This window comes from Janthinobacterium sp. GW823-FHT06H09 (assembly GCF_058794735.1).
The window spans coordinates 404111-429540 of sequence record NZ_JBXAHC010000003.1 but is presented as its reverse complement, the minus strand read 5'-3'; the positions used below and the strand labels follow the sequence as shown (position 1 = coordinate 429540).

Below are 25430 nucleotides of genomic sequence, written 5' to 3'. Positions count from 1 at the left end.
TCTTGTTCTCGCTCAAGAATGGACAAACCGGCAACCGTAGAATTTCCCGGACGGTGATGCGCAGGCCGCAACCATTCGGAGCACATGCATATGGACAGCAATGTGAATAGCAATATCAATAGCAAGGCGGGCGTGGTGGCGGTGGTGGGTCTCGGCTACGTGGGCTTGCAGCTGGCCGTGGCGTTTGGCACACGCCAGCGCACGATCGGCTTTGACTTGTCGGCGCGCAAGGTGGAAAGCTACCGGCGCCACATCGACCCGACGGGCGAAGTCAGCCATGAACAGTTGCTGGCCGCGCAATGGCTGAGCGTGGGCTGCGACCCGGCCGAGCTGCAACTGGCCGATTTCATCGTCGTGGCCGTGCCCACGCCCGTCGACAGCGCGCACAATCCCGACTTTTCGGCCCTGGCCGGCGCCAGCGCGGCCGTCGGGCGCCACATGCGGCGCGGCGCCATCGTCATCTACGAATCGACCGTGTATCCGGGCGCCACCGAGGACATCTGCATTCCCATCCTGGAACAGCATTCGGGCTTGCGCTGGAAGGACGACTTTCATGTGGGCTTTTCGCCCGAGCGCATCAACCCCGGCGACAGGGATCACACCCTGCACAGCATCCGCAAAGTGGTCTCGGGCGATGACGCCACGACACTGGACAAGGTGGCCGCCCTGTACGAAGGCGTGGTCGGGGCGGGCGTGCACCGGGCCTCGAGCATCAAGGTGGCCGAGGCGGCCAAGGTGATCGAAAACACGCAGCGCGACCTGAACATCGCGCTGATGAACGAGCTGGCCATCATCTTCGACCGCATCGGCATCGACACCCTGGAAGTGCTGCAGGCGGCCGGCACGAAATGGAATTTTTTACCATTTCGTCCGGGACTCGTGGGCGGCCACTGCATCGGCGTCGACCCATACTATTTGACGCACAAGGCGGAAATGCTCGGCTACCACCCGCACGTGATCCTGGCCGGGCGCCGCATCAACGACGGCATGGCCAAGTTCGTGGCGGAAAAGACCATCAAGGAAATGGTGCGCGCCGGCTTCAAATTGAAAGGGGCGCACGTCAACGTGCTGGGCCTGACCTTCAAGGAAAACTGCCCGGACCTGCGCAACTCGAAAGTGGTCGACATGATCCATGAACTGCAATCATACGGCGTGCAGGTGCACGTGCACGACCCGGTCGCCGATGGCCGCGAAGCGCTGGAAGAATACGGTTTGACCTTGGAAAGCTGGGAACAGCTGCCGCGGGCCGAGGCCATCATCAGCGCCGTCTCGCACCAGGCGCTGCTGGCCCGCCCGCTGGCCGACCTCCAGGCCAAGGTGCTGGAAAATGGCTGCTTCATCGACATCAAATCGCATTTCGACCCCCGTCCGCTGGAGGACGGCGGCCTGCACGTGTGGCGGCTGTGATGGCGGCCGATGCCTTCGATCGGGCCGCAAACGCGGCGCAAGGCGCCACCGCTGGCGGCCCGGCTGCCGGCGCGTACGCGCAAGCCTGCGCGCAACTGGTGCAAACGCCGCGCCGCTGGCTGGTGACGGGCGTGGCCGGCTTCATCGGTTCGCACCTGCTGGAAACCCTGCTGCAACTGGGACAGGAAGTGCGCGGCCTCGACAACTTCATGACGGGCCATCGCCACAACCTGGAACAGGTGCGCGCCAGCGTGGGCGAGCAGGCGTGGCGCCGCTTCACCTTCATGGAAGGCGATATCCGCGACCTGCAGGCGTGCGCGCGCGCGTGCGGCGTGCCGGTACAGGCCGCCAGCGGTGGTAATGGCGATGGCGAGGCGGACGGCGGGACAGATGCGGCCGATGGTGCCAGCGGCGCTGGCGGCAGCCTGGCCGGGCGCGGCCTGGCTGATACGGGCGGCGCTGTCGACTACGTGCTGCACCAGGCGGCGCTCGGTTCCGTCTCGCGTTCGCTGGAAGACCCGCTGCTGTGCCACGCCGTCAATGTCAGCGGCTTCCTGAACATGCTGGCCGCCGCCCGCGAGGCGGGCGTGCGGCGCTTCGTGTATGCCGCATCCAGCGCCACGTATGGCGACCATCCGGCCTTGCCGAAAGTGGAACAGCACATCGGCGCGCCCCTGTCGCCGTATGCCCTGAGCAAATACGTCAACGAACTGTACGCGCAGGTGTACGCGCGCTGTTACACCGTGCAGACGGTGGGCTTGCGCTACTTCAATGTCTTCGGTCCGCGCCAGGACCCGCTGGGCGCCTACGCGGCCGTCATTCCCCGCTGGATCGCCGCCATGCTGGATAATCAGGCCGTGCGCATCCATGGCGATGGCGCCACCAGCCGCGACTTCTGCTTCGTGCACAATGCCGTGCAAGCCAATATCCTCGCCGCCACGCGCACCGACCCGGCCGCCGTCAACCAGGTCTACAACGTGGCTGTCAACGCCCGCACCAGCCTGACCCAATTGCACGCCACCATGCAGCAGATGCTGCTTGCCGTCCGCCCGCAGCACGTACCGCAGGCGCCGCACTACGGCGAGTTTCGCGCCGGCGACGTGCGCCATTCGCAGGCGGACATCGCCAAGGCGGGCCGCCTGCTCGGCTATGTGCCCACGCACACTCTGGCGCAAGGCTTGCGGCAGACCATCGCCTGGTATGTGGCGCAGGCAGGCCGGGCCGGCGTTGCCTGAGTTGGCTGAGTTGCGTATGGCGGTTGATGCGTGTGAGCGGCTGCGTGCGATTCGCGTGTGAGCTGCGCATGAGTTGCGCATGAGGTACAGGCGGGCCGCGCCTGATGCGCATGCACGCACGTACAGGCACGCGAAGTCTGCGTCAATGTGGAATCATACCCGCGTCAGTGCCGCGCATGCCGGCAGAAAGTTTGCGCAAGTCCTGCATGCAACGTCTGCCTTTCAGCGTTGCACGGGCGGCGCTGTCGGCGTTGTTGCTGACGCCGTCGGCGCGGGCGGCTCCGGCACGCCATCGGCCTTGCTGCGCAAAACCCGGGGCGTGCCGCGGAAATCGGCCGTATGCAGGGTCACGGGGCGGCGCCAGATGCGGGCGATGTACGCCAGCACCTGTTCCGCCCGCTCCAGGTCGAGGCCGCGCCCATCGCGCTGGTGATCGTGGCGCAGCACCAGGCTGCCGTCGTCGTTGAGCAGGGTGACGGCGATGCACGGCGCGCCATAGTTGTATTTGGGCGCCAGGATGGCTTCGCAGATGGCCGCCAAGTCGCGGCTGGCCAGGCGCGTTTCGCCATCGCGGTGGCTTTCATGCACGAACAGGCCCAGGCGGTCAGCCAGTTCGCCGTCCAGATAATTGCGTATGAAACTGCAGTCGTCGTCGTCACGGCAAATCTGGCGCGCCCGTGCCAGTCCTTCACGCTCGATGATGTGTTCCCACATGCAAAAGCCCAAATGATAGGGATTGACGGCCAGCGCCTGCTGGTGCTCGCCCGCGTAAGGGCGCACGACGTCCGAATGGGACTTGATGGCGGACAGGTACAAGGCCGGCGGCAGGAAGTCGGCTTCGCGCAGCAGCCGCGCATGCCAGTACGAGGCCCAGCCTTCGTTCATGATCTGGCAGGCGTACACGGGATAAAAATAAAACGACTCTTCGCGCACGGCCAGGAAAATGTCGCGTTCCCAGTCCGCCAGTTCCGGCCCATGTTGTGCGATAAACCAGAGTAAATCGTATTCGGGCTGCGGCGGCAGGAGCGGGCGCTGCGCCAGCCTTGCCCGGGCCGCCTCATGTGCCGCCAGCGCGGCCGCTTCGCCGGGCAAGCGCCGGTAGCGTTGTGCAAAAGGATCTTCCGCGTCGGGTCTGGCTTGCGTGCCGGCCACGCCGGCTGGCGCCGCTGCCGCCGCATACGGCGGCCGGTGCAGTTCGGCGTGCACGTCCACGTGCTGCTCGAGCGCCAGTGCCGCGTCGAGCACGGCTTCCACCTGCTCTTGCCCATGGCGTTGCAGCGCCAGTTCGAGACGCTGCGCCCGCGCCGCGCTTTGTTCCAGGATGTGCTGGCCCGCCATGGCGCCGAAACGCAGGAACAGGGCATTGCGGCTGGCAAAGTCGGCGTGGCCCAGCACGTGCGCCGTGACGAGGGTGTTTTCCGCCACGGAATTGTGTTCGGCCATGTAGGCATGGCAAGGGTCGCCGGGAAACATGACTTCGAACATATGCGAGTTGCCCATCTTTTGATGCACGAGCTGGTGGATGTAGCGCACGCCGAACGACCAGTGGCGCATGCGCACGGGCAAGCCATAGATGGCGATCTCGGCCATGAAGCTGTCCGGCACCAGCTCGAACTCGACGGGGACAAATTCCAGCCCCAGTTTCCGCGCCAGCGCTTCGATGCGCGGCGCGTAGGCGTCCAGGCCGGCCAGGTTTGCCGTGCCGCCATGGTGCTGAGCGTCATGCCGCGTCATGCCGCGTCCTCCGTCTCGGCCGCTTCGTGCTGGAAAAAGGTGCGGATGGCCGCCCAGATATCGTCATTCCTGCTCAGGATGCTGCTGTGCAAGGGCAAGCCCCGGCGTTCCTGCTCGGCGCACAGGCTGTGCATTTCCGTTTCCAGGCTGCGCGGTACGCCGGGCACGGTTTCCACATAGCCCATGTAGTTGAGCAGGGCGGCCAGTTCACCGAGGGCCAGGCTGGCCGCCGCCCGGTCTTCGCTGAAATTCTCGCCATCGGAGGCATAGAACAGATAGGCGTTGTAGCGGCCCGGCGCATAGTGTTCCTGCAGCAGTTCGCGGCTCAGGCGAAAGGCGGTGGATGCCATGGTGCCGCCCATGCCGTTGACCTGGAAGAACTCGGCTTCGGAAAACTCCCAGGCCCGCGTCGTATGGGCAATAAAACGTGTTTCCACGCGCGCATACCTGCGGCGCAAGCCCTGCAAGGCAAAGAAAAAGAAGGATTTGGCCAGTTTGCGTTCGGCCTGCGCCATACTGGCCGACACGTCCAGTACGAAAAACACGACGGCGTTCGTGCTGGGCCGGGGCTGTGGCAGGACCTGGCGGTAACGCAAGTCCTCATTGGTGAAGGGCACGGGCTGCGTTTGCAGCGCGCGCCGCTTGATCGCTTCCTTGACGGTGCGCCGGCGGTCCAGGCGCGACCGGGCGCCATGACGGTCCAGTCCGCTACGCACGAGCTGTACTTCGTCCATCGGCCCTACGTGGCGGGGCTTCAGGTGCGGCAGCTCGAAGGCGTCCCACAGCCAGTCGAGAATGTCGTCGATGGGAAACTCCAGCAGCAGGCGTACGGCTCCCTCGCCATCGCCGCCTTCGCCTTGCGTTCCAGCCCCGCCCGTGGCGGCAGGGTCGGCCGCGCGCAGGATATCGCCGGGCTGGCCGTCTCCCTGGCCCGCGCCCATGCTGTTGCGCGCGGGCGCCAGACGGAAACGCGCATGTTCGAGCAGACGCATGGGTACTTGTACCGTGCGCTGCTGCGGCCCGCCGATCAGGTCAGGCGTGGCGATCAGCTCGGGCAGGTGCGCCTGCACGGCGTCGCGCACTTTCTGGTTGTGGCGCAGCCAGTCGCGCGCGCCGCGCGAGAACAGCCCGTACCAGGGCTGGGCCAGGTCGGGCGCGGCGACTGCCGCAGGACCATCCTGCTTGCCTTTGCCTGGCGAGGTCGTGGCGGACATGGCTATTCCTGCGCCAGCAAGGTGGTCACGTAGTTGAGCGCTTCGCGCGCGCTGTGGGCGTCGTAGCCGTATTCGTCGACCAGGCGCTGCTCGACGGCGGAAATCCTAGCCCGCACGTCGTCATCGGGGCGCTTGGCTGAACCCACCAGGCGCAGCACGTCGCGCCGCTGCTCGAACAGATATTGCTGGATGGCGTCGTGCAGTTGCGCATGGCTGCCCAGGCCGAACGCCTCGCCCCGCTTGAAGGCGCTCATGGCCTTGCGCACCACTTCTTGGCGGAACGACTGCTTGCCCGAGTCGCTGATGTGGATTTTTTCTTCCACGGCGCGCAGGAAGCGTTCGTCGGGACGGCGTTCTTCGCTGGTGATGGGGTCGCGGATCTGGCGGTTGTCGAGCATGGCTTCGACTTCATCGAGATATTTGTTCAGCAAGTCTTGCGCCTCTTGCTCGAACGACACGAACAGGGCCTTGTGCACGTCGGCCTTGACCCAGCGGTTATAAAAGTCCTTGCGCGTGAGCACCAGGTAATCGACCCACTTGCGCTTGCGCCGCGGTTCGATGCGCGCATCGCTTTCGATGCCGTCTTTCAGGGCCAGCAGCACGTCCATGGTGGACAGGCTGTTGCGCTGGGCGGAAATGATGGCGTGCGACAGGGCATTGATGACGAAACGGGGCGACACGCCCGCCAAGCCTTCGTCGGGCGCCTTGTCGCGTTCGCGCAGACGGCGGATGTCGGCATGCTGCAAGTCGTCGACGTCTTCGTCGGCGTACACGCGCAGTTTCTTGACCAGTTCCGCTTCCTTGTCGTCGCCCTCGGGCAAGCGGCTCAGGATGGCGAACACGGCCGCCGCATGCAGCACGTGCGGATCGAGGTGCACGTCGCGGAAGGCGGGCGCTGCCGCCTGGATCAACTTGCGGTAAATGCGCGCTTCTTCGCGGTAATTGAGCGTGTACGGCACTTGCACGATGACCATGCGGTCGAGCAGGGCCTCGTTTTCGCTTTCTTGCATGAACTTGCGAAATTCCGCCAGATTCGTGTGCGCGACGATGGTTTCATCGAGGTAAATCAGGGGAAAGCGCGACACCTTGACATTCTTTTCCTGCGTCAGGGTCAGCAGCAGGTAGAGAAATTCGCGCTTGACCTTGAGGATTTCGATCATTTCCAGCATGCCGCGGCTGGCCGCATACACGGCGCCCGACCAGGACCAGGCGCGCGGATCGCCTTCGTCGCCGTACTGCGCCACTTTCGACAGGTCGACGGAGCCCACGAGGTCGGCCAGGTCGGCCGTGGTGGGATCGTGCGGCGCATACGTGCCGATGCCGCAGCGACCCGCCTCGGACAGGTGGATGCGCTCGACGGGCATGCGCAGGAAGTCGCCCCCGTACTGTTCTTCCAGGCGGGCGCGGCAATGGGGACACAGTTCGCCGTGCAGTTCGGCATCATAGCTGGCGCGAAAGTCGGCGCGCATGCTGTGCGGCACCAGATGCAGCGGCGATTCGTGCACGGGACAGCCGGCGATGCCATATAGCGCGCCTTCACTGCTGTGGCTGTATTCTTCCAGCCCCCGCTTGAGCAGGATCACCATGGTCGACTTGCCGCCCGATGGCGGGCCCAGCAGCAACAGCATGCGCCGGCCCACTTCGGAGCCGGCGGCGGCGGCCTTGAAGTAGGCGGCGACCCGGTCGATCGCCTCGTCGATGCCGAACAGCTCGTCGTCGAACAGGCGGCAGCGGAAGCGCCCGCTGTCGTCGGTCTGGCCGTTCCAGCGCATCATGTCCCACAGATACTGGTGCGCGCTGCGCGTCAGCAGGCCCGCGCGGCCGGGCAGGATTTGCTCGATGAAGTCGGCAAAACTGCCACGCCACGGACTGATGCGGTGTTTTTCCGCCCAGGCCGCCATGCCGTGCACAAAACCCGCATGCTGGCCTTGCTCGCCAGCAGGCGCGTCGTCATCGGATTGGTGTGGCCTACCAGGAATCGTCATTATTTCCCCATCCATACCGTTGCTGCCGTGTGCAGGCCCAGTTCCAGCCTGCCAGTCAAGTATACGACGCTGCCTCTGCCCGCACGACTGATCTCGCTCAACCTTGACGAGGGAACTATTTTTATCCTCGCCGCGCCCATTGAGACAGGGCAGCCATGCGTCAGCGCGGTTCAATCCAGATCAATACTGGCCTGCGCGGCACGTCCACACTGGTCTTGCGACGACCCACGAGGAGAACATAATGATAGGTAACGAGAATGGTTTCAGCGCCCCGCCTGGCGGCAGCGGCAGGGGACAAAGCGCGGACGACGAAGAGGCCGTCGGCCAGTTTGCCGCCCCCGGCGAAGACGACAATACGATCGAGAGCGCGTCCGTCTCGGAGATACCCGACGCCCTGAGCGGCGTCAGCATGGAATTGCTGGAAATCAAGCGCAGCATCGAAGACGGCATGCGCCAAAGCATTTCGCAGGCGGGCGGCGTGCGCGCGGCCGATGCCTTCAGCGACGGCGGCAATATCCAGGGCGTGTCCATCGGCCTGGGCGAGGGCGCCAGCGACAGCTCGTCCGGCGAGCCGGGCTTGCCTGCCCTGACCCTGTACGTGGCCGAACCCACCTCCGTCGACCGCGCCAAGGCCGCCATCGTGGGGGCCATGGGCGTGCGCGCCGTGGCCAGCGACAAGGTGCCCGTCAACATCGTCGTCACGGGCGTGATCGATGCGCAACCGCACCGTTTCCGCTTGCGTCCGGCGCCGGGCGGCGTGTCGGTCGGGCATTTCCGCATCACGGCCGGCACCATCGGCTGCCTGGCCGTGGGCCGCAGCGCGCCGCGCAGCGGCCGCTTGATGATCCTGAGCAATAATCACGTGCTGGCCAATTCCAACGGCGGCGTGTTCAACGATTGCATCGTGCAGCCTGGTCCCATCGACGGGGGACGTTGTCCGCAAGACCAGGTGGCCGTGCTCGAGCGTTTCGTGCCCATCAATTTCAGCGGCGGCGTCAATTACGTCGATTGCGCCACCGGCTGGGCCTGGCCTGACCGCGTGCGGCCCGAACTGGTCTACCTGAGCGGAGGCGTGCCCGCCTACTTCCGTATCAGCAATGCGCTGGTGGCCCCCGCGTTGGGCATGATGGTCGGCAAGTCCGGCCGCACGACGCAATTGACGCAGGGGCGCATCACGGGCCTGGGCGCCACCATCAACGTCAATTACGGCGGCGGCAGGATCGCGCTGTTCCAGGACCAGATCGCCATCACGGGCGTGAGCGGGGCGTTCAGCGCGGGCGGCGATTCGGGTTCGTCCATCTGGACCTGGAACCAGCAGCGCAATCCCGTCGGCCTGCTGTTTGCGGGCGGCAACAACATCACGTTTGCCAACCAGATGCGGCGCGTGGTGGCGGCGCTCGACATCAATTTGTACACCTGAGCACGCTGCCAGGTGCCGCCTTGCATAACGCTGCTTTTTGCACGATGATGATTGTATGAGAGGCCGCAGCCATGCATGGTTGTGCCCGGCGAACGGCGCTGCAGCGCCGGATGGCCGGGTGTATCATGGAATGCCTCAGGAGGGTTGTCATGTCAAACAGTAAATTCGTACCATCGCCATATGCCGTCTTCGAAGACGCTGCCATGCCGTACTTACCGGATGAAATTCCTGGACAGGGCATGGGGCAGTACACCCCGGCCGCGCCCCACGGCCGATTGGAAGCGGCAAAGCGGCGCAACGAGCGGGCGCTGATGGCCATCGACGGCGTGGAAGGCGTCAGCGTGGGACACACGGCCGTGGGCAAGGACGCGCTCGTCGTGTATTTGCGCGACTCGTCCGTCAAGCGGCGCGTGCCGTCGCAGGTCGAGGGCTATCCGGTGGAAACGAGCATCACTGGCCAGATCGATATCCAGCGCTGGTAGGCAGGCCTGGCCGCGGATCGTTGCGGCGGAAGGCCTGTTGCCAGGCCTTCCGGGTTCCTTTCAGCCGGCCCTACTTGCTCAGGCGGCTGATCGCTTCGGCCACGCCCGCGCCATAGGCGGGGTCGCACAGCGTGCAATTGCCGATGTGGCGTTGCTTGACTTGCTCCGAAGCGCCCGAGATGGCGCGCGCCGTGTTGTCGAACAGCGCCTGCTGCTGTGCCGGCGTCATCAGCTGGAACAGGGCGCGCGGCTGCGAATAGTAATCCTCGTCGACCCTGTGGTTCCAGTGGTCGGCCGCGCCTTCGATGCTCAATGGCGGTTCGCGGAAGTCCGGCTGCTCGGCCCATTCCTGCTCGCTGTTCGGCTCATAGCCCAACGTTCCTCCCTGGTTGCCGTCGACGCGCATCTGGCCGTCGCGGTGGTAGCTGTGGAACGGGCATTTCGGCGCGTTGACAGGGATATGGCTGTGGTTGACGCCGAGGCGGTAGCGCTGCGCGTCGCCATACGAAAACAGCCGGCCTTGCAGCATCTTGTCCGGCGAAAAGCTGATGCCGGGCACCACGTTGGCCGGGTTGAAGGCCGATTGTTCCACTTCCGCGAAATGGTTGTCGGCATTGCGGTTCAGTTCCAGCACGCCCACCTCGATCAGCGGATAGTCGCCGTGCGGCCATACTTTCGACAGGTCGAACGGGTTGAGGTGATATGTGCCCGCCTCTTTTTCCGGCATGATCTGCACGTACAGGGTCCAGCGCGGGAAATCCTTGTTTTCGATGCTTTCATACAGGTCGCGGTGCGAGCTTTCGCGGTCCTTGCCCACCAGTGCCTCGGCTTGCGCGTCGGTCAGGTTTTGTATGCCTTGCTGGGTTTTAAAGGTGAACTTGACCCAGAAACGCTCGTTTTGCGCATTCAGGAAGCTGAAGGTATGGCTGCCGAAGCCATGCATGTGGCGGAAACTGCGCGGCAAGCCCCGGTCGCTCATCACCACCGTGACCTGGTGCAGCGCTTCGGGCAGCGAAGTCCAGAAATCCCAGTTGCTGTCGGCGCTGCGCAAGCCGGTGCGCGGGTCGCGCTTGATGGCGTGGTTTAGATCGGGGAATTTCAGCGGGTCGCGCATGAAAAACACGGGTGTATTGTTGCCGACCAGATCCCAGTTGCCTTCTTCCGTATAAAACTTCAGGGCGAAGCCGCGGATATCGCGTTCCGCATCGGCAGCACCCCGTTCGCCGGCCACCGTGGAAAAGCGCGCAAACATCGGCGTTTGCTTGCCCACTGCGCCAAAAATCTTGGCCCGCGTGTAGCGCGTGATGTCGTGCGTGACGGTAAACGTGCCGTGCGCGCCCGATCCCTTGGCATGCATGCGGCGCTCGGGAATCACTTCACGGTCGAAGTGGGCCAGCTTTTCCAGGAACCAGACATCTTGCAACAGGGCGGGGCCGCGTGGGCCGGCCGTCTGGATGTTCTGGTTGTCGACGACAGGCGCGCCAAAGGCGGTGGTCAGCTTTTTCATTGGACTCTTTCTTTCATGGCTAGGCAGAGCAATGGACGCACCGGCGCTACTCAAACACTGGCTGGGCTGAATGCACACTCACCGGGGCTGGTCCAGAGTAAAATTTCTAAAATGCAAACCAGTGTAAACTTTTTGGTACGGGATGGCTTGCCACGCCGTCCGAGCAAGCTCAGCCGGCGTACTTGCATCATAAGCGCTCCATCGCTGCCGCTCCCGCACGCTTGCAAGTTGCCAGTATATAAAGGCAGGCGACGATCACGCCACTGGCCTTTTGCCCAGTTCTTAAAACTTGTTCCAGTTGTTATGCCGGTGCTCCGTCGCTTCCTTCATCAGGTGGCCCGCGCGCAGGGCGTCGTCGGCCTGCAGCGTCATGGCCAGTTCCTGGAGGGCGGGCGGGTATTCGTGGTGGGCCGCTTCTTCCAGCAATTCACGGCCCTTGGCCAGGTCGCGCGGCACGCCGCGGCCTTCGCGGTAGGCGTTGTACAGCAGGAACATGGCGTGTGGATTGCCCAGTTCGCTGGACTTGGCCAGCCAGTGCGCCGCTATGACGGGATCTTGCGGCACGCCTTCGCCATTCGCCGCCAGCAGGCCCAGCATGAGGGCCGCCTTCGCATGGCCTTGCTGCGCCGCTTGCCGGTACCACAGCCAGGCCTGGGCCTGCGTGGCCGCGCGCAACATCTGGCCCAGCTCGAACGCCGCTTCCGTGTCGCCGGCGCGGGCCGCCTGTTCGAACAGACTCAGCGCCTCGGCGCGGCGCTCAGGGCGTGGCTGGTAAATCAGCGCCAGTTCGCGCTCGGCGACGGGCATGTCCTTGCCGGCCCAGCTGCGTACCTTGCGTTCGGCCTGGTGGTCGCCCGCCTGGCGCGCGAGCATGGCCACGGCTTCGATTTCCGCCGCCGTGGGTGGTGGCGACGACTGGCAGGCGGCCAGGACGGTAGCCAGCACGACGGCGGGAAGGGAGAGTGCGTGTTTCATCTGGATGAACTTTCATCAAAACAGGCCGGAACTGACGCAGTCCCGGCCCATGGACCTTATTTGCTCAGGTCGATGCGGTACTTGGCGAAACCGCTGGCATCGAGCCCGCCTTCGGCCGCCACGCTGGCGATGCCGCTGCCTTGCGCCAGCGCCAGGTGGCCCGGCGCCGAGCGCAGGATCACGGGGCCGGCCGTGGCCGTCTTGACGAAGCTCCAGCTGCGCGCGCTGCCATTGGCCGCCAGGGTCACCTTGCCGCCCTTGGTGCTGAGCGACGCCAGGTAGTTGCTGACCACGGCCTGGTTCGCATCGGGCGACTTGATGATGGTCTTGCTGCCGTCGATGCCCGGCACGGCGCCGCCGCCGCCGGCGCGGTAATCGTTGGTGGCGACGATGAAATCATCGCCATCGGCGACCGGCGCGCCCTTGTACGTGAGGTTGACGATACGGCTGCCGACCTTTTTCGTTACGTCGATCTGGTACGTGAGGGCATTGTTTTCCGCGTAGAACACGTCGTAGTTGTAAATCGTGCCATACGACGGCACCAGGTCCTGCTCCGCCGTGGCGCTCGGATCGATCTGCGCGAATTGCTTGGCCGACGTTTCCAGCCACGCCTTCAAGTCCGCGCCCTTGATTTTCACGGCTTGCAAGTTATTATTGCTATACAAATACAGGTCGCCCGGATTGCGCACCTGCAAACCGATCGGCGCGGCCGGCGTCGCGCCCGCGGCCACGTCCGTGAAGTCCGACGGCCCGTTGCGGCCCGCCTTGAATGGCGCGCTGCACGAGATGACGGGGATATTCTTGTAGCTGGACAAGGTCGCATCCGTGCTGGTGGCGATGAAGTTTTTCACGTAATCGAGCTGTGCCTGGTTCACCAGCTGGATGGCGCTCACGTCGCCCACCAGCGCGAAATAGGCGGACATCTCGAAATCCGTGCTGATGCCCAGCGGCTGCTTGGCGTAGGCGATGGTGGCCGCGTGCTCGGTGGCTACCAGCGGCGCGATGGCCGGGTCGGCTTTCACGAGGGTCGTGCCGTCCGTGTACTTGAAGCCGCGCGATTCCACCGTCGTCCTGGCCGGCTGCACCACCCACTTGCCGCCCTGATAGACCATCGTCAGCTTGATGATACCAAGGCGGCGGCCCCAGCTTTGCGCCATGACGGTGGGCACGCCGTTCACAAAGCCGTTGACGGCGTCGATCTTTGCGCTGGCGGGGAAGGCGGCGAACGAGGCGTCCAGCGCGGCCGCGCCCGTCTCTTTGCCTTTCGGGAAGATCAAGTGCGAGTGGCCGATCATCAGCGCGTCGATGCCCGTGCTGGTCAAGTGATAGCTGCCGTTTTCCATCTTCGGGCTGTAGGTGCTGGTGTCCAGGCCGCCATGGGACAGGGCCACGACGAGGTCGGCTCCCTTGTTGCGCAATTCCGGCACATATTGCTTGGCCGCTTCCTGCACGCCCGTCACGCTGACTTTGCCGGCGAGCACTTTCTGGTCCCATTCGAGGATTTGCGGCGGTACAAAGCTCAGCACGCCCACATTGATTTTCACGGTCAGCTTGCTGCCGTCGGGCGCCGTGGCGGCGAAATCGCGGGGCAGCAGGGCGTAGGGCTGGAAGATGGGCTTGCCGCTGCTCACGCCGACGACATTGCTCAGCACGGAAGGGAAGGCGGGCGCGCCGCAAGTGCCCGTCGGCTTGGCCACGCCGGGGATGCCGAAATCCGTGTTGGTGATCTGGCTCAGGTAGGGCAAGCCATAGTTGAATTCATGGTTGCCCATGCCGCCCGCGTCGTATTTCAGCGCGTTCATGGCCTTGTGCACGGCCAGCGTGCCGCTGCACGGCACGGGCGCGGCCACGGCCTGCAGGTCGGCCAGCAAGGTGCCCTGGATGACGTCGCCATCGTCGAGCAGCACATTGTTCGGATTTTCCGCGCGCGCCGCCTGGATCAGGGTCGACGTGCGCTCCAGGCCCAGGCTCGTGTCTTCGGCCAGCGCGTAATAGTTGTAGCTCAAGACGTTCGAGTGGATATCGGTCGTTTCCAGCAATGCCACGGTGACCGTCGTGCCCTCGGGAATGGCTGGCGCCGTATTCGAACTGCCGTTGCAACCGACGAGACCCGCACTTGCCAGCGCCGCCAGCATGACCCAATTTGTTTTCATTACCGCCCTCGGAAAGATTCAAAGGACGCGACTGTAACGCCGCCATATGACGCGGCGATGACAGCCGTGCAAGGCGCATGGATGCAGGGCTGCGCGCGATGGCGCGCCTGCCTGTCAATGTGCCGGCAGTTTTTTCAGCACTTCGTTGCTGAAGTAAGGCTCGTCTTCCACCCAGAAAATATAGTCGAGGCCCAGGTAGTTGCGGGCAAAATCGAGCAAGTCTTCGACTGAATTCTTTTTCCCGCTACGGGGATTGATTTGGCGCAGGTTGCCGTCCTGTACGGCCATGCCCTTGACCAGGTTCGCCGGATAGTCCTTGATAAAACCGTAACTCTGGCCCATATGGCTTTTCCGATACGGCATCAGGTCAGGACCGCCGACGCCCATCCGCAGCGCTTGCGCTTGCGCAAACAGGCCGCGCATATAGCCCTTGTCGGTCCACGGCAGCCATTCACCGGGCAGGAAATTCAGATACACCATGGCGGTGGTGTGGGGAAAAGCCGCGGCCAGTACCTGCATGTTGTCCTTGATGGCGTCGACATAGTGTTGCGGCTTGAAATCATCGGGGAACGTCGTATTTCCCTTGCCGTCTTCCACGCCAATGTCGATCGAACTTTCGCTGAAATTGATGCCCTCGATTTCCCCGTCAAATTCCTTGCCCAACGCCTGGATCAAGCGTTGATAGCGCTCGCGTACCGGCGCTTCCCACATTTTTGGCGACCAGCCATATTCATTATCGGTGACCGCTTTATGCGGGTCGCGTTCCGGTGCGGAAAGCATGCTTTGCTTGATGATGCCGCCCTGGTAGCGAGGATCGCTGAGCAAATATGCCGGCACATTGTGGCGCGGCGTGAATGATTTTTCCTGCAATTGTATCCACAGCTTTTTCCCGATCGAGTCGAGATAGCTGATGTCGTGGCGGATCGGCGCAAAATCGTAACGGTCCTGTTCCGGCTCCAGGCTGCGCCAGGTGTACACGATTTGAGCACCGCTGAAGCGCGGATCGCTTAATGCCTTATCCGCGCGGATGTTTTCCCCGTGCGGTTCACGGTGATTGAAGTAAATATAGTGCTTGATCGGGTGCTTTATTTCCGCGGCAATCGCACTGCCCATCATCAAAATAACTAATGCAAAAAACGTTGTATGGCTGCGTAAGATCATCGATTCCTTGGGCCCTGTGAGAATTTAGCTGTTCAGTCGCCAGGCGCTTGCTTCGATAGCAGAGCCGGTGCGATTCCACTATAGCACCTTGAGGAGGTGGCCTGGACTGCGCGGCGTGTTCAGGATGGCAGGTGACGATTATCATCTCAATGCAAGTAAGTTGCATTATAATTCGCAAATGCAATTTAACTGCATTTGCATCCGCCGTCACGCACCCACCAATTCGAAGGATTCCCCATGCCCCAGCGCAAACTCCCTGTCACCGTCCTGTCCGGCTTTCTCGGCGCCGGCAAGACCACCTTGCTCAACCACATACTGCGCAATCGCGAAGGCAAGCGCGTGGCCGTCATCGTCAACGACATGAGCGAAGTCAATATCGACGCGTCGCTCGTCAAGGACAGTGCCGAGGCCGCCGGCGCGGCACTGTCGCGCACGGAAGAAAAACTCGTGGAAATGTCGAATGGCTGCATCTGCTGCACCCTGCGTGACGATCTGTTGCTGGAAGTGCGGCGCCTGGCGTTTGAAGACCGCTTCGATTACCTGTTGATCGAATCGACGGGCGTGGGCGAGCCGATGCCCGTGGCCGCCACCTTCGACTTCGAGGACGAGCACGGTGACAGCCTGAACGACGTGGCCCGCATCGACTGCATGGTCACCGTCGTCGACTGCGCCAACCTGCTGGCGGATTTTCACAGCGAAGACAGCCTGGAGCAGCGGGGAGAAACGGCGGGCGAGGGCGACGACCGCCAGCTGGCCAACCTGCTCACGGAACAGATCGAGTTTGCCAATGTCATCGTCCTCAACAAGGTCGACATGGTGGCGGCGGACGAGCGTCGGCGCGTGCTGGCCATTTTAAAAGCCCTCAATCCCGGCGCGCGCGTCATCGAAACCAACCAGTCCATCGTGCCGCTCGACGCCATCCTGGGCACGCACTTGTTCGACCTGGAGCAGGCGGCCGCCATGCCGGGCTGGGCGCAGGAGTTGGCGGGCAGCCACACGCCGGAGACGGAAACCTACGGCATCGGCAGCTTCGTCTACCGGGCGAAGGAACCGTTCCACGCACAGCGCTTGCACGATTTCATCTCGCAGCCGATACCGGGCGTGGTGCGCAGCAAGGGATATTTCTGGCTGGCCAGCCGCCCCGAATGGGTGGCCAGCCTGTCCGGCGCGGGCAAGCTGATGAATATCGAACCCGTGGGCCTGTGGTGGGCGTCCGTGCCGAAGGAGCGCTGGCCAATGGATGCGGCCTCGCTGGCGGAAGTCAAGGCGGGCTGGAACGAAACGTATGGCGACCGCTACCAGGAACTCGTCTTCATCGGCCAGGACATGGACCAGGCGGCCATCGAGGCGGACTTGAAGAAATGTCAACTCAACACCACGGAAACGCGCCAGGGCATGGCCGCCTGGCGCAAGCTGCCCGACCCGTTTCCCCAATGGCAACGGATGGAAGAACTCGAAGACTAACTTGAACAGGAACACACTATGACAGAACTGATCCCCGTCACCATCATCACGGGTTTTCTCGGCAGCGGGAAAACCACCTTGCTCAAGCGCATATTGCAGGGCGATCACGGCATGCGCATCGCCGTGATCGAAAATGAATTCGCCGCCGAAAGCATCGACCATGGCTTGCTGGTGCAGGACAGCGACGAGCAGATCGTGGAAATGAACAATGGCTGCATTTGCTGCAGCGTGCGGGGCGACCTGATCCGCATCCTGGGCGAATTGCAAGCCAGGCGCGCGGCGGGAAGCATCACGTTTGATCACGTCATCATCGAAACGACGGGCCTGGCCGCGCCGGGCCCCGTGGCGCAAACCTTCTTTGCGGAGCCAACCGTCAGCAAGTGCTACATGCTGGACGCCATTTTGACGGTGGTCGATGCGCGCCATGCGCAGCAGCAATTGACGGCGCACAAGGAAGCGCAGGAGCAAGTGGGCTTTGCCGACCGCATCCTGCTGTCGAAGACGGACCTGGTCAGCAAGGACGACCTGGCCGCGCTGCGCCAGCGCCTGGTCGCCATCAATGGCCGCGCCAGCATACAGAAAGTGCGCTTCGGCAATGTTCCGCTGCGCGACATCCTGAACATCCGCGGTTTCAATCTGAACGCCATCGTCGAACTGGAGCCGGATTTCCTCGGCGAACTGGGTCACCGCCATGGGGACGGCGTGCAATCGTTCGTCTACCACCAGGCCCAGCCCCTCGATCTGATGCAGGTGGAAAACTTTCTCGATGCCGTGGTGCAGCTGTTCGGCGCCCAGCTGATGCGCTACAAGGGCATTTTGTATGTTGCCGACTTGCCATGCCGCGCCGTGTTCCAGGGCGTGCACATGCTGATGGGCTCGGAATTGGGCGCACCGTGGCGCGACGATGAGCCGCGCGCCAGCAAGATCATCTTCATCGGCCGCGACTTGCCGCAGGAGATGCTGATCCGGGGCCTCAACCGCTGCGTGGTCAAGGCGGGTAGTCCCGTCGGGGTGACCGCATGAGCGTGGAAGCGGGCTTGCCTGCCCTGGCGCTGATCTTTCTGCTTGGCATGCGGCATGGCCTGGAACCGGACCACCTGGCCGCCGTCGACGGTCTCACCTTGCGCAGCCAGGCGGCCCACCCGCGCTGGATGCCGTGGATGGGGGCGCTGTTTGCCCTCGGCCATGGCGTCTGCGTGCTGGCCATCGTGGCCGTTGCCGCCCTGGCATCCAGGCAATTCACTCCTTCGGAAAGCGTGTTGGGCTGGCTGGAATGGCTGCCCATCGTCTTGCTGCTGGTGATAGCCGCCCTGAATGCGCGCAGCTTGCTGGCTGGCGCGCAACTGGCCGAGGTGCGCGGCCGGCTGCTGCCAGGCTGGCTGCGGCGCGCGTCCGGGCCGCTGGGCGCCATCCTCGTCGGCATGCTGTTCGCGCTCGTGTTCGATACTGCCTTGCAGGCGGCGGCCTGGGGCTACGCGGCCGTGGCGCTGGGCGGCATGGGGCCGGCCTTGCTGACGGGGACGGTGTTTGCCGTCGGCATGGGCGTGACGGATACCTTCGATGGCTGGGTCACGGCAAAGGTCATGCGCACCGGCAAGCTTGATGTCGTGCGGGCGTTCCGGCGCCGCCTGGGCTGGCCCATCGTCGCCATCTGCGTGGCGATGGCAGCTTACATGGCCGCCGGCAAGCTTGATCCGGCCTGGTCGCTGCCGGAAAGCTGGACGGCGGCGCTGGGCGCGGCCATGGTCTTGCTGATGGCGGCCCTGTACGGCTGGACCTTGCTGGGCTTGCGCCGCGTGCGTGCGTAAGGGAAGGGCGTGGGTATAATGGGAAAAAACTGCCGAGTCCTCCCATGCCCGCACCCGATATCGTCATCCGCCTGCTGACGCCAGCCGACACCACCGCCTTTTGCGCGCTGCGCCTGCGCGCCATCCTCGATTCGCCCAGCTCGTTTTCGGCGTCACGCGAGGATGAGCTGGCGCGCACGCCGGAAGAACACGTGCAGCGCATCGCCGGCGGCACCCTGCAGCGCGGCTTTGGCGCCTTCGATGGCGATCGTCTCGTGGGTTTTGCCGGCTTGCGGCGCGAATCGCTGCGCCAGTTGTCGCACAAGGCCGTGCTATGGGGCGTGTTCGTCGATGTGACGCAGCGGGGCCATGGCGTGGCGCGGCGTCTGGTGAACGCCTGCATCGAACTGGCCGAGACGGACCCTGCCATCATGCAAGTGCACTTGAGCGTGAATGCGGAAAACAATGCCGCCCTGCGGCTGTATGAGTCCTTGGGATTTATCGCGTATGGCACGGAGCCGCGCTCGATGCGTGTGGGCGACCTGTTTTATGACGAGCATCACCTGGCCTTGCTGCTCAAGTGATGTCAGAAGAGTCTTACTTGCAGCGCGGGCACAGGCCCTTGATCAGGTAATCGACTTCGCCGCCGCTGAAACCTTCCGGCAAGAGCACGGGCGGCGGCAGCTTGACTTCGTTGAAGCAGGTGACGTTCGCGCATTTGGTGCACTGAAAGTGCGCGTGCTCGTGCGCCTGGTGGCCGGCACCGGCGCTGAAGCGCCACACCTGGTCGGCGCCCGCGATGCGGTGCACCAGTTCATTTTCCGTCAGCCATTCCAGCACCCGGTACAGGGTGACGGAATCGATATCGCTGTCCTGCGACAGCGCTTGCTGGATTTCATGGTGGGTCAGCGAACGGCTTTGCGCCATTAAAAAGTCGAGCACCTTCACGCGCGTCTTGGTGACGCGGGCGTTGGTGTTGCGGATCAGCGATTCAGCGTGCGGTGTAGAAGATGATGTCAACATGATAAGCCTGCTTGCGGGGGATCGGCTGACGGCGTCATCGCCGTGCCCGTTGCCACCCTATGGGCCGTATCTTAGCATGCGTGCCGCACCGGATGGAACGGCGTCATGGTTTGAACGTCCAATAGCGGCCGGCGGTCGTATCGACGGGCTCGAGAAAGCGCTGGTCGGCGCGCGCATGGTTGCGTATCAGATAAAACATGTCGGACAGGGCCGAGCGTTTTTCCGCAAAGTAGGAGTGCTTCATGAAGCTCGTGTCGACCCCGGTGGCGTCGATGGTTTCCACGCCCGCCACGATCAGCATGCCGGCGCCGCTGTCGCCCGCGCGCGCGTAGCCGTGCACGGCTTTCGAGGCGGCCAGCGCCAGGTCTTGCGAAGAGGCATATAAAGTGACGGGGTTGCGCGCGCCGGCCAGTTTGGGCGCGATATCCTGTTTGAAGATGGCGGCGTCGATGTCGGGCGCGGACAGGATGATTTCCGTGATCTTTTGCGCCAGCTGCGGTTGCGCGGCCAGCAAGTCGGCCACGGCGCGCGCCAGGCCCCGGCTGCCCATGCTGTGGCCTACCAGATAGACTTGCGCCGCCTCCGTGCTGGCGAGAAAGTCGCCCAGGAAGGCCGTGATGTGGGGCGTGCTCCATTCGATATTGTTTTCATCGATGGTGTAGCTGGCCACTTCACCGCGCGACGGCCAGCTGTAGAACACGGGCGCGCCGTCGAAACCGAGGTCGTAGGCCATTTGTCCCGTGCGCCGCGCCGCATCCTCGAAACTCACGTTGTAGCCGTGTACGAAGATAAAGGCGCTCTTGCCGGCCGACGCGCGGATCTGGGTTTTCAGTGCGGCAAAGAAGTTGTCGTGGTCCTGCACGTCGGCCGACAGCACCACCACGTGCTTGGCCGGGTCGTCGCGAAATTCCAGGCGCCACAGCGACGGCGATTCCAGCTGGCCCATGCGGTGGTCGCGCGGGATGCTGATGTCGCAGCTGCCATAGCTGAGCGGGCCATTGCCTCCCATGACGTTGCGTTCGCCGCTGAAGCGCTGGGCCGGCGGCTTGCCCACGTCGCGCTGGCGGTCCGTGGCGAAATACACTTTGACGACCGCGTAGTTCGACACGACGGCGCTTTTGTCGGCGGGGGCGGGCGCCGTTTGCGCCGCAGGCGCTGCCGGCGGCAGGGCTACGGGCGGACGCAGCGCATCGAGCAAGCCTTGCGCGGCGAACAGGGTTTCCATGTCATCGGGTACTTTCGCCGTGGAGAGGGCAGCCGACAGGGCCAGTTGCAGCTGGGTATTGGCGGGTTCGGCCTCCAGCGCGACGATGGCGGCCAGGATGGCGGCGGCGCTGTCGAACTTGGCGATGGCCAGCTTCAGGCGTTGATAGTGGCTGGCGACGGCTTCCGGCGCGTGGCCCGGCGCGCCATGTTCGATGGCCGCCACGACGGCGGAAGTAATCAAGTCCATGCGCTACCTGCCTCTCTGATCAGTATGAATTAAATATCAACTCATATTGCCATAAAAGCACGCGGAAAGCGACTTGTCCAGCACCGCGCGCACGCGGTGCGCGGCAGGTCAATGTTGCTTGTCGTCGCTGAACTGCTGCGCCAAGGATTGCAGGGGGGCCACCGTCAGGCCGCCGCGGCTCACATGCTCGGGGATGGCCACGCGCACCGGCTTGCTGTGCATGTTGGCGGACGACAGCACGTTCGTGGTGGTCTCTGGCGCCGCGTTCCACACGGGATCGACAATGCCTTCGAACACGTGTTTCAATTGCTCGCCCCAGGTGTCGCGGATCATGCGGAAATACTGGTTCTTTTCATCGATGGTGACGAAGCGCGTGACGGCCAGGCTGCCCGTCTCGTAGACGAGCAGATCGAGCGGCAAGCCGACGGAAATGTTCGAGCGCAGGGTCGAATCCATGGAGATCAGCGCACACTTGGCCGCTTCGTCCAGGCGCGTGAACGGGTTGATGACCCGGTCGATGATGGGCTTGCCATATTTGGCTTCGCCGATCTGGAAATACGTGTTTTCATCGTGCGATTCGATGAAATTGCCGGCCGAATACACCTGGAACAATCGGCAGCGCTCGGCGCCTATCTGGCCGCCCACAATGATGCTGACATTGAAATCGATGCCGCAGTCGGCCAGGGCCTTCGCTTCGCGCAGGTGCACGGTGCGCACGGCTTCGCCCACGATGCGCGCCGCGTCGTACATGCTGGCCACGTTCCAGATGCTGCGTCCGTCCGCATCCACGTGTTCGGAGACGATCTGGCGGATCGCCTGCGAGATCGACAAATTACCGGCCGTCATCAGGACCAGCATGCGGTCGCCCGGGTTCTCGAACACGCTCATCTTGCGGAAGGTGCCCACCTGGTCCACGCCGGCGTTGGTGCGGGAGTCGGACAGGAAGACCAGGCCTTCGTTCAGGCGCATGCCTATGCAATAAGTCATCGTCGTAAATCAAATCCAAAGGGGGAGCATTCTACACCAGCCGGGGCTTGAGTATCGGCCGCAAGCCCCGGCCAGCCTCATTCCTGCCTATTTACACGGGCACGATCTGTACATCCACGTGCAGCGTTTCCGTGCCGCCGCCCTGGCGCACGCCCCGCACGGGCGCCGCCGAATCGTAGTCGCGCCCGATGGCCAGGCGGCAATACGCATCCGTCATCAGCCGCGCGTGGGTCACGTCGATGCTGACCCAGCCTGCGAAATCCGTGTCTTCCGTCCAGGCGTCGACCCAGGCGTGGCTGGCCGCGTGGCCCGTCGTGCCCGGGTCGATGTAGCCGGACACATAGCGGGCCGGGATGCCCCAGGCGTGGCAGCAGGCGAGGAACAGGTGCGCGTGGTCCTGGCACACGCCGCGTCCCAGGGCCAGGGCGTCGCCGGCCGTGGTGGTGACCATGGTGGCGCCGCTTTCATAGGCCACCTTGCCGACGATGTGCTCGGCCAGGCGCAGCAAATGGCCCGTGCCGGCCGTCACGCGGCGGTCCGGCAGGCTGGCGGCCGTCAGTTCCACAATGGCGGGGTTGGCCTGCGTCAGCGGCGTCGGCATGGTAAACAACAGCGGCGACAGGGTATCGACCAGGTTCAGCCGCCCCTTGTGCGGGTAGATGGTTTCCACCAAGCCCTGGGCGACCAGGCTCAGCGATTGATGGCTGCCGTTAATGGTCAGCATGTGCGACAGATTGCCGTAGGCATCCGTATAGGCGTGGCACTGGCCCGGCGTCGTGATTTGCCAGGACAGGGCCCGCTGCTGCGGCTCGATACGCGGCGTCAGGTGCAGCTGCTGGATGGTATAGGCCAGCGGTGCACTGTAGGCGTAGCGGGTTTCGTGGCGGATGGTGAGCTGCATCAGGCCGCCAGGGGAACGAGGAAGTCGCGGCTGACCCGGTTGCCCAGCTCATAGATGTTTTCCAGAAACTCAGTCAGGGTATGGTGCAAGCCCGCCTTCATGATGTCGTCGATATGGCCGAATTTCAGTTCCGCATGCAGCTTGCCGGCGAACCGCTCCGTATCGGCCGACACGTCGTTGCGGATATGTTTCAGATTTTCCACCACGTCATCCATGCAGGCAAGGAGCGACCTGGGCATGTCGCCGCGCAGCATCAGCAATTCCGCCACGCGCGCCGGCGTGATCACGTCGCGGTAGACCTTGCGGTAGATCTCGAAGCCGGACACGGAGCGCAGCAGGGCGGCCCAGTAGTAAAAGTCGCGCTGGGTGATGTCCTTGGAGGTGTCGCGCGCGCCATGGAACTTCACGTCGAGGATGCGCGCCGTGTTGTCGGCCCGCTCGAGGAAGGTGCCCAGGCGAATGAAGTGGATGGCTTCGTCCTTGAGCATGGTGCCCAGGGTCACGCCGCGCGACAGATGCGAGCGGTATTTGACCCATTCGAAGAAGGCGCTGGGGTCCGTTTCCAGCAGATTGCTTTTCAGGCGCTTCTGCATGTCGAGCCAGGTGGCGTTCTGGATTTCCCACACTTCCGTCGTCAACGTCCCCCGCACGGCGCGGGCGTTTTCGCGCGCACCCGTCAGGCAGGCCAGGATGGACGAGGGGTTGTTCGGGTCGCGCACCATGAAGTCGAGCACGTCGCGCGTATGGAAGCGGCCATATTGGTGGTCGTACGCGCTTTGCAGCTCGGAAATGCCCAGGGTGGCGCGCCAGCCTTGCTCCGCGTCCTGCTCGGACTGGGGCAGCATGGACGTTTGCATGTTGACGTCGAGCATGCGCGCCGTATTTTCCGCCCGCTCCGTGTAGCGGGCCATCCAGAACAAATGATCGGCAGTGCGGCTCAGCATGTTTTCTCTCCTGCAAAAGCTGCTTTTTCTTCTGATAATGTGGCTTCCAGTACCCAGGTATCCTTGGTGCCGCCTCCCTGCGAAGAATTGACCACCAGCGAGCCTTCGCCGAGCGCCACGCGGGTCAAGCCGCCCGGTACCATGGAAATCGTCTTGCCGGACAGCACGAACGGACGCAAATCGATGTGGCGCGGCGCGATGCCGGCCTCGACATACGTGGGGCAGGCGGACAGGGCCAAGGTCGGCTGGGCGATGTAGCCGTCCGGATTGGCCAGCAGGCGCTGGCGGAAATCCTCGATCTGCGCCAGGCTCGACGCGGGCCCCACCAGCATGCCGTAGCCGCCCGCGCCATGCACTTCCTTGACGACGAGTTTCGGCAAGTTGGCCAGCACGTAGGACAGGTCGGCCGCCTTGCGGCACTGGTACGTGGGCACGTTGTTGAGGATCGGTTCCTGCGACAGGTAGAATTTGATCATGTCGGGCACGAAGGGGTAGATCGACTTGTCGTCGGCCACGCCCGTGCCGATGGCGTTGGCCAGGGTGACCCGTCCCGCGCGGTAGACGGACAGCAGGCCCGGCACGCCCAGCGAGGAATCGGAGCGGAAGGCCAGCGGGTCGAGGAAATCGTCGTCGACGCGGCGATAAATGACGTCGACGCGCTTGGGCCCGCGCGTGGTGCGCATGTAGACGGAATTGTCGTTGACAAACAAATCCTTGCCTTCGACCAGTTCCACGCCCATCTGCTGGGCCAGGAAAGCGTGCTCGAAGTAGGCGGAGTTGTACATGCCGGGCGTCATGACGACGACCGTCGGGTCATCGACGCCCATGGGCGCGACGGAGCGCAGGTTGTCGAGCAGCATGTCCGGGTAATGGTCGACGGGCGCGATGCGGTTGCGCGCGAACAGTTCCGGGAACAGCCGCATCATCATCTTGCGGTCTTCCAGCATGTAGGATACGCCGGACGGCACCCGCAGATTGTCTTCCAGTACATAGAATTCGCCCTGGCCCGCGCGCACGATGTCGACGCCGGCGATGTGCGCATAGATGTCGGAAGCGACGGCAATGCCCTGCATTTCCGGGCGGTACTGGGCATTCTTGTAGATTTGCTCGGCGGGAATGATGCCCGCCTTGATGATGTTTTGTTCATGATAGATATCATGGATGAACATGTTCAAGGCTTGCACGCGCTGGATCAGGCCCGTCTGCATCTGCGCCCATTCGGCAGCGGGGATGATGCGGGGGATGGTGTCGAACGGAATCAGGCGTTCCGTGCCGGCATCGTCGCCGTAGACGGCGAACGTGATGCCGACGCGGCGGAACGTCAGGTCGGCTTCGGCCCGCTTGCGGGCGATGGTCTCGGGCGATTGCTGTTCCAGCCAGTTGTTGAATTCACGATAGTGTTCACGTACCTTGCTGTCCGTACCCACGTCATCTGCAGTCATTTCATTGAAAAAATTTGCCATGTTGTGATTTCCCTTGAGCCGTGTCTGACTATAGCTCAGCAGGAAGCGTGCCAATGGCGCACGCCCGAAAGTATGTAAAAAATGACCACTTTTGTGGCGTAAAACCGTCATCCGCACCGCTTTGGTGCGCTACGG

General features: G+C 63.6%; 21 protein-coding genes. 8 read left to right on the top strand and 13 right to left on the bottom strand.

Features of this window, described 5'->3' with window-relative positions:
- The first annotated feature begins 90 nt into the window (after nucleotides 1-90).
- On the top strand, nucleotides 91-1407 hold the full coding sequence (locus tag AC1Q6X_RS06790) for a nucleotide sugar dehydrogenase (protein WP_492495972.1): 1317 nt from the start codon (nucleotides 91-93) through the stop codon (nucleotides 1405-1407).
- Nucleotides 1407-2642, top strand: a complete 1236-nt coding sequence (locus AC1Q6X_RS06785) for an SDR family oxidoreductase (RefSeq protein ID WP_492495970.1) — start codon at nucleotides 1407-1409, stop codon at nucleotides 2640-2642. The genes AC1Q6X_RS06790 and AC1Q6X_RS06785 overlap by 1 nt, the downstream gene beginning before the upstream one ends.
- A gap of 222 nt (nucleotides 2643-2864) precedes the next feature.
- Here AC1Q6X_RS06785 and AC1Q6X_RS06780 read toward each other — a convergent pair whose 3' ends face one another.
- Genes AC1Q6X_RS06780 through AC1Q6X_RS06770 form a run of 3 tightly spaced genes read right to left on the bottom strand, consistent with a single transcriptional unit; the run spans nucleotide 2865 to nucleotide 7575 of the window.
- Nucleotides 2865-4376, bottom strand: coding sequence for a SpoVR family protein (locus AC1Q6X_RS06780; protein WP_492495968.1), 1512 nt, complete (start codon nucleotides 4374-4376; stop codon nucleotides 2865-2867).
- Nucleotides 4373-5590 carry a DUF444 family protein gene (locus AC1Q6X_RS06775; RefSeq protein WP_492495966.1) on the bottom strand — a complete coding sequence of 406 codons (1218 nt, stop codon included), beginning with the start codon at nucleotides 5588-5590 and terminating at the stop codon, nucleotides 4373-4375. Before AC1Q6X_RS06775 ends, AC1Q6X_RS06780 begins: the two co-directional genes overlap by 4 nt.
- 2 nt (nucleotides 5591-5592) lie before the next feature.
- Nucleotides 5593-7575 (bottom strand): serine protein kinase, encoded by a 1983-nt coding sequence (locus AC1Q6X_RS06770; protein WP_492416787.1) that lies wholly within the window; start codon nucleotides 7573-7575, stop codon nucleotides 5593-5595.
- A gap of 241 nt (nucleotides 7576-7816) precedes the next feature.
- Between AC1Q6X_RS06770 and AC1Q6X_RS06765 the strand changes: the two genes are divergently transcribed.
- Nucleotides 7817-8995, top strand: coding sequence for a chymotrypsin family serine protease (locus tag AC1Q6X_RS06765; RefSeq protein WP_492495964.1), 1179 nt, complete (start codon nucleotides 7817-7819; stop codon nucleotides 8993-8995).
- Nucleotides 8996-9144: 149 nt separating this feature from the next.
- On the top strand, nucleotides 9145-9477 hold the full coding sequence (locus AC1Q6X_RS06760; protein WP_139143634.1) for a hypothetical protein: 333 nt from the start codon (nucleotides 9145-9147) through the stop codon (nucleotides 9475-9477).
- 70 nt (nucleotides 9478-9547) lie between these two features.
- Here AC1Q6X_RS06760 and AC1Q6X_RS06755 read toward each other — a convergent pair whose 3' ends face one another.
- The 4 genes from AC1Q6X_RS06755 to AC1Q6X_RS06740 all read right to left on the bottom strand — a co-directional run bounded on the left by AC1Q6X_RS06755 (nucleotide 9548) and on the right by AC1Q6X_RS06740 (nucleotide 15273).
- On the bottom strand, nucleotides 9548-10984 hold the full coding sequence (locus tag AC1Q6X_RS06755; protein WP_492495962.1) for a catalase: 1437 nt from the start codon (nucleotides 10982-10984) through the stop codon (nucleotides 9548-9550).
- Nucleotides 10985-11266: 282 nt separating this feature from the next.
- Nucleotides 11267-11959 (bottom strand): tetratricopeptide repeat protein, encoded by a 693-nt coding sequence (locus AC1Q6X_RS06750; RefSeq protein ID WP_492495960.1) that lies wholly within the window; start codon nucleotides 11957-11959, stop codon nucleotides 11267-11269.
- A 56-nt stretch (nucleotides 11960-12015) separates the two neighbouring features.
- Complete coding sequence (locus AC1Q6X_RS06745) at nucleotides 12016-14112, bottom strand: bifunctional 2',3'-cyclic-nucleotide 2'-phosphodiesterase/3'-nucleotidase (RefSeq protein ID WP_492495958.1); 2097 nt, start codon at nucleotides 14110-14112, stop codon at nucleotides 12016-12018.
- A 114-nt stretch (nucleotides 14113-14226) separates the two neighbouring features.
- Nucleotides 14227-15273, bottom strand: coding sequence for a hypothetical protein (locus tag AC1Q6X_RS06740; protein ID WP_492495956.1), 1047 nt, complete (start codon nucleotides 15271-15273; stop codon nucleotides 14227-14229).
- 237 nt (nucleotides 15274-15510) lie between these two features.
- Here AC1Q6X_RS06740 and zigA point away from each other — a divergent pair, with 237 nt between their 5' ends.
- Genes zigA through AC1Q6X_RS06720 form a run of 4 tightly spaced genes read left to right on the top strand, consistent with a single transcriptional unit; the run spans nucleotide 15511 to nucleotide 19108 of the window.
- Entirely contained in the window at nucleotides 15511-16737 is a 1227-nt protein-coding gene (gene zigA, locus AC1Q6X_RS06735) for a zinc metallochaperone GTPase ZigA (RefSeq protein WP_492495954.1), read from the top strand.
- Nucleotides 16738-16755: 18 nt separating this feature from the next.
- Complete coding sequence (locus AC1Q6X_RS06730) at nucleotides 16756-17760, top strand: CobW family GTP-binding protein (RefSeq protein WP_492495953.1); 1005 nt, start codon at nucleotides 16756-16758, stop codon at nucleotides 17758-17760.
- Entirely contained in the window at nucleotides 17757-18545 is a 789-nt protein-coding gene (locus tag AC1Q6X_RS06725) for a HoxN/HupN/NixA family nickel/cobalt transporter (RefSeq protein WP_492495951.1), read from the top strand. The genes AC1Q6X_RS06730 and AC1Q6X_RS06725 overlap by 4 nt, the downstream gene beginning before the upstream one ends.
- A 44-nt stretch (nucleotides 18546-18589) precedes the next feature.
- Complete coding sequence (locus AC1Q6X_RS06720) at nucleotides 18590-19108, top strand: GNAT family N-acetyltransferase (RefSeq protein WP_070218729.1); 519 nt, start codon at nucleotides 18590-18592, stop codon at nucleotides 19106-19108.
- Between the two features lie 13 nt (nucleotides 19109-19121).
- Here AC1Q6X_RS06720 and AC1Q6X_RS06715 read toward each other — a convergent pair whose 3' ends face one another.
- The 6 genes from AC1Q6X_RS06715 to AC1Q6X_RS06690 form a co-directional block, all read right to left on the bottom strand.
- The gene (locus AC1Q6X_RS06715) at nucleotides 19122-19547 is read right to left on the bottom strand and encodes a Fur family transcriptional regulator (protein ID WP_070218730.1); all 426 of its coding nucleotides are present in this window, start codon (nucleotides 19545-19547) and stop codon (nucleotides 19122-19124) included.
- A gap of 103 nt (nucleotides 19548-19650) precedes the next feature.
- Nucleotides 19651-21000, bottom strand: a complete 1350-nt coding sequence (locus tag AC1Q6X_RS06710; protein ID WP_492495948.1) for an alpha/beta hydrolase — start codon at nucleotides 20998-21000, stop codon at nucleotides 19651-19653.
- 108 nt (nucleotides 21001-21108) lie between these two features.
- The gene (locus tag AC1Q6X_RS06705) at nucleotides 21109-21987 is read right to left on the bottom strand and encodes a proteasome-type protease (RefSeq protein ID WP_492401436.1); all 879 of its coding nucleotides are present in this window, start codon (nucleotides 21985-21987) and stop codon (nucleotides 21109-21111) included.
- A gap of 91 nt (nucleotides 21988-22078) precedes the next feature.
- Nucleotides 22079-22888 (bottom strand): transglutaminase family protein, encoded by an 810-nt coding sequence (locus AC1Q6X_RS06700; protein WP_492495945.1) that lies wholly within the window; start codon nucleotides 22886-22888, stop codon nucleotides 22079-22081.
- Entirely contained in the window at nucleotides 22888-23832 is a 945-nt protein-coding gene (locus AC1Q6X_RS06695) for an alpha-E domain-containing protein (RefSeq protein ID WP_289946987.1), read from the bottom strand. The genes AC1Q6X_RS06700 and AC1Q6X_RS06695 overlap by 1 nt, the downstream gene beginning before the upstream one ends.
- Nucleotides 23826-25295 (bottom strand): circularly permuted type 2 ATP-grasp protein, encoded by a 1470-nt coding sequence (locus AC1Q6X_RS06690; protein WP_492495943.1) that lies wholly within the window; start codon nucleotides 25293-25295, stop codon nucleotides 23826-23828. The genes AC1Q6X_RS06695 and AC1Q6X_RS06690 overlap by 7 nt, the downstream gene beginning before the upstream one ends.
- Nucleotides 25296-25430 lie beyond the last annotated feature (135 nt).

Excerpts from the sequence above, each read along its gene's own strand:
- AC1Q6X_RS06765 (WP_492495964.1), top strand. The coding sequence starts at position 7,817 with ATGATAGGTAACGAGAATGGTTTCAGCGCCCCGCCTGGCGGCAGCGGC.
- AC1Q6X_RS06755 (WP_492495962.1), bottom strand. The coding sequence starts at position 10,984 with ATGAAAAAGCTGACCACCGCCTTTGGCGCGCCTGTCGTCGACAACCAG.
- AC1Q6X_RS06700 (WP_492495945.1), bottom strand. The coding sequence starts at position 22,888 with ATGCAGCTCACCATCCGCCACGAAACCCGCTACGCCTACAGTGCACCG.
- AC1Q6X_RS06745 (WP_492495958.1), bottom strand. The coding sequence starts at position 14,112 with ATGAAAACAAATTGGGTCATGCTGGCGGCGCTGGCAAGTGCGGGTCTC.
- AC1Q6X_RS06780 (WP_492495968.1), bottom strand. The coding sequence starts at position 4,376 with ATGACGCGGCATGACGCTCAGCACCATGGCGGCACGGCAAACCTGGCC.
- AC1Q6X_RS06760 (WP_139143634.1), top strand. The coding sequence starts at position 9,145 with ATGTCAAACAGTAAATTCGTACCATCGCCATATGCCGTCTTCGAAGAC.
- AC1Q6X_RS06790 (WP_492495972.1), top strand. The coding sequence starts at position 91 with ATGGACAGCAATGTGAATAGCAATATCAATAGCAAGGCGGGCGTGGTG.
- AC1Q6X_RS06710 (WP_492495948.1), bottom strand. The coding sequence starts at position 21,000 with ATGGACTTGATTACTTCCGCCGTCGTGGCGGCCATCGAACATGGCGCG.
- AC1Q6X_RS06720 (WP_070218729.1), top strand. The coding sequence starts at position 18,590 with ATGCCCGCACCCGATATCGTCATCCGCCTGCTGACGCCAGCCGACACC.
- zigA (WP_492495954.1), top strand. The coding sequence starts at position 15,511 with ATGCCCCAGCGCAAACTCCCTGTCACCGTCCTGTCCGGCTTTCTCGGC.
- AC1Q6X_RS06690 (WP_492495943.1), bottom strand. The coding sequence starts at position 25,295 with ATGGCAAATTTTTTCAATGAAATGACTGCAGATGACGTGGGTACGGAC.
- AC1Q6X_RS06775 (WP_492495966.1), bottom strand. The coding sequence starts at position 5,590 with ATGTCCGCCACGACCTCGCCAGGCAAAGGCAAGCAGGATGGTCCTGCG.
- AC1Q6X_RS06730 (WP_492495953.1), top strand. The coding sequence starts at position 16,756 with ATGACAGAACTGATCCCCGTCACCATCATCACGGGTTTTCTCGGCAGC.
- AC1Q6X_RS06725 (WP_492495951.1), top strand. The coding sequence starts at position 17,757 with ATGAGCGTGGAAGCGGGCTTGCCTGCCCTGGCGCTGATCTTTCTGCTT.
- AC1Q6X_RS06770 (WP_492416787.1), bottom strand. The coding sequence starts at position 7,575 with ATGACGATTCCTGGTAGGCCACACCAATCCGATGACGACGCGCCTGCT.
- AC1Q6X_RS06740 (WP_492495956.1), bottom strand. The coding sequence starts at position 15,273 with ATGATCTTACGCAGCCATACAACGTTTTTTGCATTAGTTATTTTGATG.
- AC1Q6X_RS06715 (WP_070218730.1), bottom strand. The coding sequence starts at position 19,547 with ATGTTGACATCATCTTCTACACCGCACGCTGAATCGCTGATCCGCAAC.
- AC1Q6X_RS06705 (WP_492401436.1), bottom strand. The coding sequence starts at position 21,987 with ATGACTTATTGCATAGGCATGCGCCTGAACGAAGGCCTGGTCTTCCTG.
- AC1Q6X_RS06785 (WP_492495970.1), top strand. The coding sequence starts at position 1,407 with ATGGCGGCCGATGCCTTCGATCGGGCCGCAAACGCGGCGCAAGGCGCC.
- AC1Q6X_RS06750 (WP_492495960.1), bottom strand. The coding sequence starts at position 11,959 with ATGAAACACGCACTCTCCCTTCCCGCCGTCGTGCTGGCTACCGTCCTG.
- AC1Q6X_RS06695 (WP_289946987.1), bottom strand. The coding sequence starts at position 23,832 with ATGCTGAGCCGCACTGCCGATCATTTGTTCTGGATGGCCCGCTACACG.